We start from the raw sequence: 12,842 nt of genomic DNA on the forward strand, positions 1-12,842 counted from the left end.
TCAATGTCCCTTAGCCGTATCTCGGTCACCGGTGTGCGTAATCTGCACCCGGTGACCCTCTCCCCCTCCCCCCGCATCAATATTCTTTACGGCGCCAACGGCAGCGGAAAAACCAGTCTGCTGGAAGCCATCCACCTCCTTGGGCTCGCGCGCTCGTTTCGTAGTACTCGGCTGCAGCCCGTCATCCAGTATGAGCAGCCAGCATGCACCGTGTTCGGTCAGGTCAGTCTTGGCGAGGGTGGGCTGGCCAGTCTTGGCATTTCGCGTGATCGGCAGGGTGAGTTTCAGATTCGTATCGATGGGCAGAACGCCAGGAGCGCCGCCCAGCTTGCTGAAGCACTACCGTTGCAGCTGATCAATCCAGATAGTTTTCGGCTGTTGGAGGGCGCTCCCAAGATCCGTCGACAGTTCCTCGACTGGGGAGTGTTCCACGTGGAACCTCGATTCATGTCTGCGTGGCAACGACTTCAGAAGGCCCTGCGGCAGCGGAACTCGTGGCTCCGGCATGGTACACTGGACGCCGCTTCGCAAGCGGCTTGGGACCGTGAATTGTGCCTGGCCAGTGATGAAATCGACCAGTATCGAAGGGCCTACATCCAGGCATTGAAGCCCGTTTTTGAACGGATTCTTGCTGAGCTTGTGGAACTCGACAGTCTGACGCTCAGTTACTACCGCGGCTGGGACAAAGATCGGGAACTGTCCGAAGTGCTGAGCACTTCCCTCTTTCGCGATCAGCAGATGGGGCATACCCAGGCAGGACCGCAACGCGCCGACTTGCGATTGCGTTCAGGTGCACACAGCGCGTCAGACATTCTGTCGCGCGGTCAGCAGAAGCTGGTTGTTTGCGCACTGCGAATAGCGCAGGGCCATCTGGTCAATCAGGCAAAGCGCGGACAGTGCATCTACCTAGTTGACGACTTACCGTCAGAGTTGGACGAGCAGCATCGGCAATCACTTTGCCGATTGTTGGAAGATTTGGATTGCCAGGTGTTCATCACCTGCGTTGACCATGAATTTCTGAGGGACGGCTGGCGCACGGATACGCCGGTCGCCATGTTCCACGTGGAACATGGCTGTATCAGCCCTACGATCATCGGGAGTGAAGCATGAGCGAGAACAACACGTACGACTCTTCCAGCATCAAAGTGCTGAAGGGGCTGGATGCCGTACGCAAACGCCCCGGTATGTACATCGGCGACACCGATGATGGGACAGGTCTGCACCACATGGTGTTCGAAGTCGTCGACAACTCGATCGATGAAGCCCTTGCCGGCTTCTGCTCGGAAATCAGCATTACCATCCACACCGATGAGTCCATTACCGTTCGCGACAACGGGCGTGGTATCCCTGTGGATATCCATAAGGAAGAAGGGGTTTCTGCTGCAGAGGTCATCATGACCGTGCTGCACGCCGGCGGTAAGTTCGACGACAACACCTACAAGGTTTCCGGCGGTCTGCACGGCGTGGGTGTATCTGTTGTGAACGCCCTCTCCGAAGAGCTGCGCTTGACCATTCGCCGCGCTGGCCAGGTTTGGGAACAGATCTACCATCACGGTGTACCGCAGTTCCCGCTGCGCCCCGTCGGTGAAACCGAGGGCACGGGTACCGAGGTGCACTTCAAGGCCTCTGCCGAGACTTTCACCAACATTCACTTCAGCTGGGACATCCTGGCCAAGCGTATCCGCGAACTGTCCTTCCTGAACTCCGGCGTTGGCATCGTGCTGCGTGACGAGCGCAGCGGCAAAGAAGAAATGTTCAAATATGAAGGCGGTCTGAAGGCCTTCGTCGAGTACCTGAACACCAACAAGACCATTGTCAATGAAGTATTCCACTTCAATATCCAGCGCGAGGAAGACGGCGTCGGCGTCGAAGTCGCCCTGCAGTGGAACGACAGCTTCAACGAGAACATCCTCTGCTTCACCAACAACATTCCCCAGCGTGACGGCGGTACTCACCTGGCAGGCTTCCGCTCTGCCCTCACCCGTCACCTGAACAACTACATCGAGCAGGAAGGACTGGCGAAGAAGTTCAAGATCGCCACCACCGGCGACGACGCTCGTGAGGGCCTGACCGCCATCATCTCGGTGAAAGTGCCGGATCCCAAGTTCAGCTCCCAGACCAAGGACAAACTGGTCTCCTCCGAGGTGAAGACTGCGGTGGAACAGGAAATGGGCAAGCACTTTGCTGACTTCCTGCTGGAGAACCCGAACGAAGCCAAGGCCGTGGTCGGAAAGATGATCGACGCCGCGCGTGCCCGTGAAGCCGCACGCAAGGCTCGTGAGATGACCCGCCGCAAAGGTGCTCTGGACATCGCGGGTCTGCCAGGAAAACTGGCCGACTGTCAGGAAAAGGACCCTGCCCTTTCCGAACTCTACATCGTGGAGGGTGACTCCGCGGGTGGCTCGGCCAAGCAGGGCCGTAACCGCAAGACCCAGGCGATCCTGCCGCTCAAGGGCAAGATCCTCAACGTGGAAAAGGCACGTTTCGACAAGATGCTGTCCTCGCAGGAAGTCGGCACCCTGATCACCGCATTGGGGTGCGGGATCGGCCGCGAGGAATACAACATCGACAAGCTGCGCTACCACAACATCATCATCATGACCGACGCCGACGTCGACGGTTCGCACATCCGTACTCTGCTGCTGACATTCTTCTTCCGGCAAATGCCGGAGCTGGTCGAGCGTGGCTACATCTACATTGCGCAGCCGCCGCTCTACAAGGTCAAGAAGGGCAAGCAGGAGCAGTACATCAAGGACGACGAGGCCATGGACGAATACATGACCCAATCCGCCCTGGAAGACGCCAGCCTGCACGTCAATGAGAATGCACCGGGACTTTCCGGTGAAGCACTCGAACGTCTGGTGAACGAGTACCGCAATATAATGCGCACCCTGAAGCGTCTGTCGCGCCTGTACCCGCAGGAGCTGACCGAGCACATGATCTATCTGCCACGCGTCAGCGTTGAGCAGCTCTCTGATCAAGCGGCGATGCAGTCGTGGTTGGATGCATTCCAGGCGCGCCTGAAGGTCGCTGAAAAGTCCGGTCTGACCTACACCGCTAGCCTGCGCGAAGATCGTGAACGTCATCTGTGGCTGCCGGAAGTGGAACAGACCGCCCATGGCCTCTCCCACTACATCACCTTCAACCGTGATTTCTTTGCGAGCAACGACTATCGCCAGGTGACCGATCTGGGCAACCAGCTCAACAACTTGCTGGAAGAAGGTGCATTCGTCCAGCGCGGCGAGCGCAAGAAACCAGTTTCTACCTTCAAGGACGCCCTTGCCTGGCTGATGACCGAAAGCACAAAGCGTCACACCATCCAGCGCTATAAGGGACTGGGTGAGATGAACCCGGAGCAACTGTGGGAAACCACTATGGACCCGAACGTCCGTCGTATGCTCAAGGTCACCATCGAAGACGCGATTGCCGCGGATCAGATCTTCAATACCCTGATGGGCGATGCAGTGGAACCGCGTCGTGACTTCATCGAGAGCAACGCCCTGGCGGTGTCCAACCTCGACGTCTGACGAGCGGAACGAAGCCCACCTCAAAAGCCCCGGCCTGATGCCGGGGCTTTTGTTTTGGAGCCTCGATCCGGTCATCGCAGCCGTTGAAATCCTCTATTTGCACGCGATACTTCCAGGCACCCGTTTGGGGAATGAGACGATGCGCATCATCTTGAGTCGAAAGGGCTTCGACTCTTCCGCGGGCGGCTTTCCAAGCCCGATCCTGCCGGATGGGAGGCTCTGTTCGCTTCCCATCCCGGATGAACTTTCGCCTGTTCGATATGGCGATATTGCTTACGAAGGTATCAACCTCGGAGACCTGATCGGCCAACTGGGAGTCGGGCATTCCTGGGACCACAAGGGTGCCCACCTCGATCCTGACCTACGCTTGGACGCCTTGCCGCGTGTGGATGGCTGGAAGCCCATGCTGGGCCAAAGCGGTAGTGCACAGGGGCATTTGCGAAACGAAGGAGTGGCAGCTGGTGACCTTTTCCTTTTCTTCGGTTCCTTTCGTGCCGTCTACAAGGTGAAAGGTGTGTGGCGCTTCGATCCTGGTCAGACACCACGCCAGATAATCTGGGGATGGTTGCGGGTCGGCGAGATCCTCAAGGTCGATGAGTTGCCGCGAGAAGCATTGCCCTGGGCACGTTATCACCCGCACTTTGCTTATGGGCGCGACCCAGGAAACACGCTCTATCTGGCAGCCGATCTTCTTAGTCTGGATGGTGCGACAGTTTCGGGAGCAGGAACATTTCCTGTCCTGGATGACCGCCTGGTTCTGACCGCTCCAGGTTCGAGGATGCAGACCCAATGGCAACTGCCGGCTTTCTTCGCGCCGAGCGAGGAAAGTCCTGGGCTCAGTTATCACCGGAGACCGGATCGATGGGAAAGTGCTGGCGACATCTACCGACTAAGCAGTGCGTACAGGGGCCAGGAATTTGTAGTCGACGTGAGGGATAAAGAGGCACCGATGAAGTGGCTCCGTACCTTGCTGGCGGCAGCTTCGCATTGACCATCGCAGAGCTTTTTTCTTTTCCCAGCAATGGGTTACGGTGCAGAAACAGCGGGTAACACTATGCGCTGGAACTTGCGCCAGGAGTGTTACCTATGTCCCGTCTACCGAGTACCCGGACGGGTCGTATGGGAACAGTTTTGCGCAAAGAATGGCTGATAAACAATGACTATTTTCTATAAAGCATTGATTTATATGGTGTTTTAAAAAGTTGGCACGAGGCATGCTTTCTATATGAGACAACAACAATAAAAAGCTTCAAAAAGAAAGTTTTCGACTCTGACAGAACAAAAACAACAGCACAGAGAAGAAGCAAACCGATTTTTTTGGACAGGGTGTGTCGTTCCATACCCGGTGACTAGAGCAAAAGAACAATAAAACTACCTTGAGGTAGCGGCGCTCTGGTTGGTTCAGCAATGACGATGACATGATCAGCGTCCAAAAAAATCCGTTTGCCCTCGGTCCATGTTGGGACCAGCCATTTCTGGCTGCGTTAGTAGCCAGGAGCGAAGAACAACAACGAATATCTGATAAGAACAACAACAATAATGAAATAAACATTTGAGGGGAGCTTCGGCTCCCCTCAGTGCTTTCCGGCTTCCGCAATTTCTCTTCCTCTCCGTAGCTCGTCCTCCGCCTGTATCAAGCGTTCTCGCTCGTTCTCCCTTGTAGGAAGGTGTTCGCACATGTGAAGGGAGGGCGTAGTCTGGAAGCGCTTGCAGAGGCCCCTGGAGGCCACATACAGGAGCGGTAGGATGGATGAGGGTAAAGGCGAAGCACCGAGCATCACCGATGAAGAGATCAGCGCCTACATGATGCGACAGCTGCGCTCAGGCAGGGTGAAGCCAGGGGTTCTGGTGGTCCTGACCGAAAAGAACTTCCCGTGTGTTGCGCGCGAACGGATCATCCAGTGCTTCAATGCCCTGGATTCCCGGTACCTGAAGGGATGATGTGGGAGAGTAACGAAAAAGCGTTATGCACTTTCTCGCTAAGCTTAATTGTAAAACGCAAGGCCTTGTAAATCAGGGCCTTGCGCTATGAAATCGGGAATTCGCCAAATTTTTGTTCACAGCTTATCCACAGATCAGGCCGATTACTCGACCGTCGCTATAGTCTGCGGACCTTCGATCTCGCGCTGAGCAGCTTCCACCCAGGCAAATGCTCGCTCGTTCAGTTCGGCGATGGCCCTGGGTCCCTCACCTTCTGCATACATGACCGGACCCATGACGACCTGGATGGTCCCCGGATGCTTGGCCCATCCTGCCTTAGGCCAGTAGTGCCCGGCGTTGTGCGCCACAGGAAGAACCGGCAGGCCGGCGTTGACCGCTAATGCCGTACCACCTCGGGAAAACTTGCCCATTTGCCCGACCGGAACGCGAGTACCCTCCGGGAAAATCAGTACCCAGGCACCCTGCTTGAGACGCTCGTCGCCTTGCGCAGCGAGCTGCTTGAGCGCTGCCTTGGGGTTGCTGCGGTCGATGGCGATAGGTTTCATCAGCGCCATGGCCCAGCCAAAGAAGGGCACTCGCAGGAGCTCACGTTTGACGACCTGGCTGAGGGGCTCGAAAGCGCCAGAAAGGAAGAAGGTCTCCCAGGTGCTCTGGTGCTTGGCGAGGATCACGCAGGGCTGCGCCGGCACGTTTTCCTGGCCCTTCACTTCATAGCGGATGCCTACCATCACCTTCGCCAGCCAGACGGCGAATCGGCACCAACGCCAGACAATGAAGCGGTAGCGTGCCCGAAACGGCATGAAGGGCGCGAAAAAGAGGCTCAACGTGCCCCAGATGAAGGCGCTCAGCGACAGCAGCAGGTAGAAGAAGAAAGTTCTGATGGCCTGCACTGTCGTCATGGGAGCTGTTGACCTTACTGAAGTAGATGTGTGGCGACTGCCGCCAGATCGTCGAATACCAGGGTTCCCGCTGGCAGTTGCTTGGCCAGGGTCCGTTCGCCTTTTCCGGTCTTTACCAGAACGGGCTGACAATCGACGGCCAGCGCGGCTTCCAGGTCACCACTGCTGTCGCCGACGAACCAGGTGCCAGCAAGGTCCACGCCATAGTGCTCGGCGATGCGCTTGAGCATACCGGGCTGCGGTTTGCGGCAATTGCAGCCTTCGTCAGGACCGTGCGGGCAATACTGGATCACACCGAGCTCGCCGCCCTGCTCCGCTACCAGCTCGCGCAGACGGGCATGCATGGAGTCCAGCGTGGCGAGGTCGTAGTAGCCCCGGGCGATGCCGGATTGGTTGGTGGCCACGGCAACCGTCCAGCCGGCCTTGCTGAGTCGAGCGATGGCGGTTATCGCGCTTGGAATGGGGATCCATTCCTCGAGCGATTTGATGTACTCGTCGGAGTCTTGGTTGATGACTCCGTCGCGGTCGAGAATCAGTAGTTTCATGAACAACGCCTGAAACGCTGAGCCTGACGGGAAGCGCACCGCTTCGGGTCAGGCTCGCGTTATCGCTTAGCCCAGTACCGAAATGTCAGCCACGCCCAGGAACAGGCCGCGCAGCTTGGCCAGCAGTGCGTAGCGGTTGCTGCGCACGGCGGCGTCTTCGGCGTTGACCAGTACCGCTTCGAAGAAGCTGTCCACCGGCTCGCGCAGGCTAGCCAGGCGCTCCAGGGTCTCGCGATAGCTACCGGCGTTCGCCAGCGCCTGTTCGGCGTCGGCCACGGCCTTGGCCAGGGCCTGCTCGGCAGCTTCCTGAAGCAGGGCGCTGTCGACGCTGCCCGGAACGCTACCTTCAGCCTTGCTCAGCAGGTTGGACACGCGTTTGTTGGCAGCGGCAAGGGCAGCAGCTTCCGGCAGCTTGCGGAAGGCCTGTACGGCCTGCACGCGCTGGTCGAAGTCCAGCGCCGAGGACGGCTGCAGGGCGCGCACCGACAGGTAGACGGCGACGTCCACACCCTCGTCCTCGTAGCGGGCACGCAGACGGTCGAAGATGAACTCCAGCACTTGCTCGGCAAGGCCTTCGGCCTTCACCTTCGAGCCGTAAAGCTCGACGGCGAAGGCAACGGCTGCAGCGAGATCGAGGTTCAGTTGCTTCTCGATCAGGATGCGCAGCACCCCCAGGGCCTGACGACGCAGGGCGAAGGGATCCTTGCTGCCGGTGGGGAGCATGCCGATGCCGAAGATGCCCACAAGGGTATCCAGCTTGTCGGCCACGGCCACGGCCGCGCCGGTGAGGGTCTGCGGCAGTTCGGCGCCAGCGCCACGCGGCATGTACTGCTCGTTCAGCGCCTGGGCAACGTCTTCCGGCTCACCATCGTTGATCGCGTAGTAGTAGCCGGCGATACCCTGCATTTCCGGGAACTCACCGACCATTTCAGTGGCAAGGTCGCACTTGGAGAGGATACCGGCGCGCGCCGCGCGGATCGGATCGGCGTCGATCTGCTCGGCCACGAAACCAGCCAGGCGGGATACGCGCTCGGCCTTCTCGAATACGGTACCGAGCTGGGCCTGGAACACCACGTTCTTCAGGCGCTCGTTGAAGCCTTCCAGCTTCTGCTTCTTGTCCTGCTTGAAGAAGAACTCGGCGTCGGTGAGGCGCGGACGAACGACCTTCTCGTTACCGGAGATGATCTGGGCCGGGTCCTTGCTGACTACGTTGGCCACGGTGATGAAGCGCGGCAGCAGCTTGCCGTTGGAATCCAGCAGGCAGAAGTACTTCTGGTTGTCCTGCATGGTGGAGATCAGGGCCTCTTGGGGCACGGCGAGGAAGCGTTCTTCGAAGGAACACACCAGCGGCACCGGCCACTCGACCAGCGCGGTCACTTCATCCAGCAGATCGGCGGGAACCACGGCAGTGCCCTTCTGCTCGGCCGCCAGCTCGGCCACGCGGCTGGCAATGATCTCACGACGTTCGGCGAAGTCGGCCAGCACGTGGGCACTGCGCAGGTCTTCCAGGTAGGTGGAAGGCTTGCTGATACGGATGTTGTCCGGATTGTGGAAACGATGGCCGCGGGACTCACGTCCGGCTTTCTGGGTGAGGATCACGCAGTCCACCACTTCTTCGCCGAACAGCATGACCAGCCACTGGGTCGGGCGGACGAACTCTTCGCGGCGAGCGGCCCAGCGCATGCGTTTCGGAATCGGCAGGGCGGCGAGGGAGGTTTCGACGATGCCGGGCAGCAAGCCCGCTGCAGGCTGACCGGGAATGGATTGGCTGAACTTCAGCTTCGGCCCGCTCTTGTCGATCTGCTCCAGGTCGACACCGCATTTGCGGGCAAAGCCCAGCGCGGCCTGGGTCGGTTTGCCTTCGGCGTCGAAGGCAGCCTGGATCGGCGGGCCGTCGAGATTGACGCTGCGATCAGGTTGCTGGGTGGCCAGTTGTTCCACCAGCACGGCCAGGCGACGCGGGGCTGCAAATACCTGAGCCTTGGCATAGCCCAGGCCAGCGGTCTTCAGGCCTTGCTCGATGCCGGCGAGGAAGGCGTCACCCAGGGATTTCAGGGCCTTGGGAGGCAGCTCTTCGGTGCCCAGTTCTACCAGGAAATCTTGTGCACTCATTCTTGAGCCTCCAGCTTGGCCAGTACTTCGTCACGCAGTTCGGGAGTGGCCATGGGGAAGCCGAGACGCGCGCGCGCTTGCAGGTAGCTTTGCGCCACGGCGCGGGCCAGGGTGCGCACGCGCAGAATGTAGCGCTGGCGCTCGGTCACCGAGATGGCGCGGCGGGCGTCCAGCAGGTTGAAGGTGTGGGAAGCCTTGAGGACCATCTCGTAGGTCGGCAGCGGCAGCTGCAGCTCGATCAGGCGGTTGGCCTCGCTCTCATAGAAGTCGAAGAGTTCGAACAGCTTCTCGACGTTGGCGTGCTCGAAGTTGTAGGTCGATTGCTCCACCTCGTTCTGGTGGAACACATCGCCGTAGGTGACCCTGCCGAACGGGCCGTCGGCCCAGACCAGGTCGTACACCGAATCGACGCCCTGGATGTACATCGCCAGGCGCTCCAGGCCGTAGGTGATCTCACCGGTGACCGGGTAGCACTCGATGCCACCGACTTGCTGGAAGTAAGTGAACTGGGTGACTTCCATGCCGTTCAGCCAGATTTCCCAGCCCAGGCCCCAGGCGCCGAGCGTCGGCGATTCCCAGTTGTCTTCGACGAAGCGGATGTCATGCACGAGCGGGTCGATGCCGATGGCCTTCAGCGAGCCGAGGTACAGCTCCTGGAAGTTCTCAGGATTGGGCTTGAGGACCACCTGGAATTGGTAGTAGTGCTGCAGGCGGTTCGGGTTCTCGCCGTAGCGGCCGTCGGTCGGACGGCGGGACGGCTGCACATAGGCGGCGTTCCAGGTCTCCGGACCAATGGCGCGGAGGAAGGTGGCGGTGTGGAAAGTACCGGCGCCCACTTCCATGTCGTAGGGCTGGAGCACCACGCAGCCCTGCTCGGCCCAGTACTGCTGCAGGGCGAGGATCAGGTCTTGGAAGGTGCGCACGGCGGGCGTAGTCTGGCTCACGAATTTCACCTGTGCTGGGTCTTCGACGGAAAATGCCGGAGTATACCCGATCCGACCCCGCCGCAACCGCATGGAAAGCCTTATGCCACGCTGCTTCTGGTGCAATGACGACCCCCTCTACATCGCCTACCACGACACCGAATGGGGCGTTCCGCTCAAGGACCCCGCGGCGCTCTTCGAACTGCTCTTGCTGGAAGGCTTCCAGGCCGGTCTGTCCTGGATCACCGTGCTGAAGAAACGCGAGCGCTATCGCGAGGTCCTGTTCGGTTTCGACCCCAAGCGCCTGGCGGTGATGAGTGACGAGGAGATCGAGAAGCTGATGCAGGACCCGGGCATCATCCGCAACCTCCTAAAGCTCAAGGCCGCGCGGCAAAACGCCCAGGCCTGGCTGCGCCAGGAAGACCCGGTGAAGCTGCTCTGGTCGTTCGTCGCCGGCAAACCGAAGGTCAACCACTTCAGCGGACGCGGCCAGGTTCCAGCCGTCACCCCCGAGGCCGAGGCCATGAGCAAGGCACTGAAGAAAGCCGGCTTCACCTTCGTTGGCCCGACCATCTGCTACGCCTTCATGCAGGCCGCCGGCATGGTCATGGATCACACCACCGACTGCGACCGTTATCGCGAGCTGACCCTGTGATCCGGTGCGAGGGTAGAATGCGCGCTTTCGAACGTCCTGGAGTTGCCTGTGGATAAGTTGAAAGGTGCGCTGATTGTCGGCTTCCTGCGCCTCTTTGCGATGTTGCCCTGGCGCGCCGTGCAAGCGGTTGGCGCGACCATTGGCTGGCTGATGTGGAAGCTGCCGAACCGTTCCCGCGACGTGGTGCGGATCAACCTGTCCAAGTGTTTCCCCGAGTGGTCGCCGACGGAGCTGGATCAGCGCGTTGGCCAGAGCCTGATGGACATCGGCAGGACTTTCACCGAAAGCGCCTGCGCCTGGATCTGGCCGGCGGAGAAATCCATCGGACTGATCCGCGAAGTGGAAGGCCTGGACGTGCTGCACGAGGCCCTGGCCAGTGGCAAGGGCGTGGTAGGCATCACCAGCCACCTGGGCAATTGGGAAGTGCTGAACCACTTCTACTGCGCCCAGTGCAAACCGATCATCTTCTACCGCCCGCCGAAGCTGAAAGCGGTGGACGAGCTGCTGCAGAAGCAGCGTGTGCAGTTGGGTAACCGCGTGGCGCCTTCCACCAAGGAAGGCATCCTCAGCGTCATCAAGGAGGTGCGCAAGGGCGGCTCCGTGGGCATTCCCGCCGACCCGGAGCCGAGCCTCTCGGCCGGGGTCTTCGTGCCCTTCCTTGGCACCCAGGCACTGACCAGCAAATTCGTCCCCGGCATGCTGGCCGGTGGCAAGGCACGCGGCGTGTTCCTGCATGCCCTGCGCCTGCCGGATGGTTCGGGTTTCAAGGTGATCCTCGAAGCCGCACCCGAAGGCATGTACAGCGAGAACGTCGAAGAAGGCGTTGCCGCCATGAGCCAGGTGGTCGAGAAGTATGTGCGGGCCTACCCGACCCAGTACATGTGGAGCATGAAGCGCTTCAAGAAACGCCCCGAGGGCGAGAAGAAGTGGTACTGACGAAAAAGGCGCCGAGAGGCGCCTTTTTCATGGGCAGGTATTTCTCTGAGGCGAGAGGGTTGTATCGAGTCGCGATAAGCCGTATTAACGAGCGCTGCAAATAGCTCAGGATGATGCGATCCCATGGCGAACCAGCGGCAATTTCCCCGAACTCCGATGAAGTGCAGGATCAAGATCAGTCACCCCAGCTTCGGCGACCTGATCGCCCAGACCCGCGACCTGTCCGATGGCGGCGTCTATGTTCGTCATCCCGATCTGGCAGTCCTGCCGGTCGGCAGCATCGTCCGCGGCCAGGTCCAGGATCTACCGATCGAGGCGCCCATCCTGGAAATGGAAGTGATGCGGATAGACGCCGAAGGCGCCGGCCTGCGTTTCGTAGAGTCTTGATCAGGATTCGGGCGGGGCGGTAGGGCAGACCAGTGCGGTCACTTCCACTTCGCCTCTCGCAGCCTTCCTGATCCACTCCGCTGGAGGGCAGCCCACCAGGTTCGCAAAGGTACGCGAAAACGACGCCTGCGAGCTGTAGCCCACCGAGGCGGCCACCACCTTGATCTGAACCCCTTCGCGAAGCAGGTCCTGTGCGGTCTTCATGCGCCAGGCGGTGAGATAGGCCATGGGTGGTGTCCCCATGATCCGATTGAAGCAGGCGGAGAATTTCGAACGGGACATCAGCGCCAGGCTCGCCATGCGCTCCACGCTCCAGTCCGTTTCCGGTTCGCGGTGGATCTGGCTGAGTACGGTCCCAAGACGACCATCCTGCAGTGCGTAGAGCAGACCACCGGAAATCCGGCCGTCCTCTACCGCCCGACGTACCAGCAGCACGAACAGGTACTCGAACAGCAGGTTGAGCGCCTTGGCCCTGCCGGGTTCCTCGCCCTCAAACTCGCCGACCAGGGAGTGGATCACCGGCAATGCATGGCCGAGCGCATCCAGCGGAAACACCAGGGTTTCGTCCAATCCGAGTGGAAACGGCTGGGCCAGGCCACGGTTGAACTGGAAGGATGCACAGATCAGCTTTGCGCCCTCGATAGAGCTGGAGCGCAACTGATAACGGCAGCTGCTGGGACAGAACAGCACGCTGGGTTCGCGGATCGATACCTTCGGCAGACCCGGCTGAACCATGTCGATGCCGCCGTGCTCCACCAGGTGGATGAATGCCATCCCCGGGGGCTTGTCGAGGACCAGCGCACCGTCCACGCGACCGGCGAAAAACAGCCGCCCCTGGAGACTGGTGCGCTCGAAGAATTCTGAAAGGACATCCATTGGGGACAACCTGGCAAAGATCCTGTACGGCCTGGCAAAAG

The 12,842-nt window shown here is 59.9% G+C and carries 12 protein-coding genes; 7 read left to right on the top strand and 5 right to left on the bottom strand.

Annotation, left to right across the window (positions count from 1 at the left end; genetic code table 11):
* Nucleotides 1-3 precede the first annotated feature (3 nt).
* From recF to SA496_RS25965, 4 genes are all read left to right on the top strand, one after another.
* On the top strand, nucleotides 4-1,110 hold the full coding sequence (gene recF, locus SA496_RS25950) for a DNA replication/repair protein RecF (protein ID WP_120653831.1): 1,107 nt from the start codon (nucleotides 4-6) through the stop codon (nucleotides 1,108-1,110).
* Nucleotides 1,107-3,527, top strand: coding sequence for a DNA topoisomerase (ATP-hydrolyzing) subunit B (gene gyrB / locus SA496_RS25955; protein WP_120653830.1), 2,421 nt, complete (start codon nucleotides 1,107-1,109; stop codon nucleotides 3,525-3,527). Before recF ends, gyrB begins: the two co-directional genes overlap by 4 nt.
* A 37-nt stretch (nucleotides 3,528-3,564) precedes the next feature.
* Nucleotides 3,565-4,518, top strand: coding sequence for a hypothetical protein (locus tag SA496_RS25960; protein ID WP_330114693.1), 954 nt, complete (start codon nucleotides 3,565-3,567; stop codon nucleotides 4,516-4,518).
* Between the two features lie 755 nt (nucleotides 4,519-5,273).
* On the top strand, nucleotides 5,274-5,468 hold the full coding sequence (locus tag SA496_RS25965) for a hypothetical protein (protein ID WP_153919298.1): 195 nt from the start codon (nucleotides 5,274-5,276) through the stop codon (nucleotides 5,466-5,468).
* Between the two features lie 143 nt (nucleotides 5,469-5,611).
* Here SA496_RS25965 and SA496_RS25970 read toward each other — a convergent pair whose 3' ends face one another.
* From SA496_RS25970 to glyQ, 4 genes are read right to left on the bottom strand one after another with little or no spacing between them, the layout of a single operon-like run.
* On the bottom strand, nucleotides 5,612-6,367 hold the full coding sequence (locus SA496_RS25970; RefSeq protein ID WP_120653828.1) for a lysophospholipid acyltransferase family protein: 756 nt from the start codon (nucleotides 6,365-6,367) through the stop codon (nucleotides 5,612-5,614).
* A gap of 14 nt (nucleotides 6,368-6,381) precedes the next feature.
* Entirely contained in the window at nucleotides 6,382-6,918 is a 537-nt protein-coding gene (gene gmhB, locus SA496_RS25975; protein ID WP_174235589.1) for a D-glycero-beta-D-manno-heptose 1,7-bisphosphate 7-phosphatase, read from the bottom strand.
* Between the two features lie 60 nt (nucleotides 6,919-6,978).
* Nucleotides 6,979-9,024 carry a glycine--tRNA ligase subunit beta gene (gene glyS, locus SA496_RS25980; RefSeq protein ID WP_120653826.1) on the bottom strand — a complete coding sequence of 682 codons (2,046 nt, stop codon included), beginning with the start codon at nucleotides 9,022-9,024 and terminating at the stop codon, nucleotides 6,979-6,981.
* Nucleotides 9,021-9,968, bottom strand: coding sequence for a glycine--tRNA ligase subunit alpha (glyQ, locus tag SA496_RS25985; RefSeq protein ID WP_120653825.1), 948 nt, complete (start codon nucleotides 9,966-9,968; stop codon nucleotides 9,021-9,023). The genes glyS and glyQ overlap by 4 nt, the downstream gene beginning before the upstream one ends.
* An 82-nt stretch (nucleotides 9,969-10,050) precedes the next feature.
* Here glyQ and SA496_RS25990 point away from each other — a divergent pair, with 82 nt between their 5' ends.
* The 3 genes from SA496_RS25990 (at nucleotide 10,051) to SA496_RS26000 (ending at nucleotide 11,925) form a co-directional block, all read left to right on the top strand.
* Nucleotides 10,051-10,602, top strand: a complete 552-nt coding sequence (locus tag SA496_RS25990) for a DNA-3-methyladenine glycosylase I (protein WP_330114694.1) — start codon at nucleotides 10,051-10,053, stop codon at nucleotides 10,600-10,602.
* A gap of 48 nt (nucleotides 10,603-10,650) precedes the next feature.
* A complete protein-coding gene (locus SA496_RS25995; RefSeq protein WP_120653823.1) occupies nucleotides 10,651-11,538 on the top strand; it encodes a lysophospholipid acyltransferase in 888 nt (295 codons plus the stop codon).
* 123 nt (nucleotides 11,539-11,661) lie between these two features.
* Complete coding sequence (locus SA496_RS26000; protein ID WP_120653822.1) at nucleotides 11,662-11,925, top strand: PilZ domain-containing protein; 264 nt, start codon at nucleotides 11,662-11,664, stop codon at nucleotides 11,923-11,925.
* On the opposite strand, the gene SA496_RS26005 is transcribed toward SA496_RS26000, so the two are convergent.
* Nucleotides 11,926-12,801: an AraC family transcriptional regulator gene (locus SA496_RS26005; RefSeq protein WP_330114695.1), complete on the bottom strand. Its 876-nt coding sequence runs from the start codon at nucleotides 12,799-12,801 to the stop codon at nucleotides 11,926-11,928.
* Between the last annotated feature and the right edge of the window lie 41 nt (nucleotides 12,802-12,842).

Origin of the sequence: Pseudomonas sp. JS3066, assembly GCF_036328175.1 — a bacterium.
Taxonomy (GTDB): domain Bacteria; phylum Pseudomonadota; class Gammaproteobacteria; order Pseudomonadales; family Pseudomonadaceae; genus Metapseudomonas.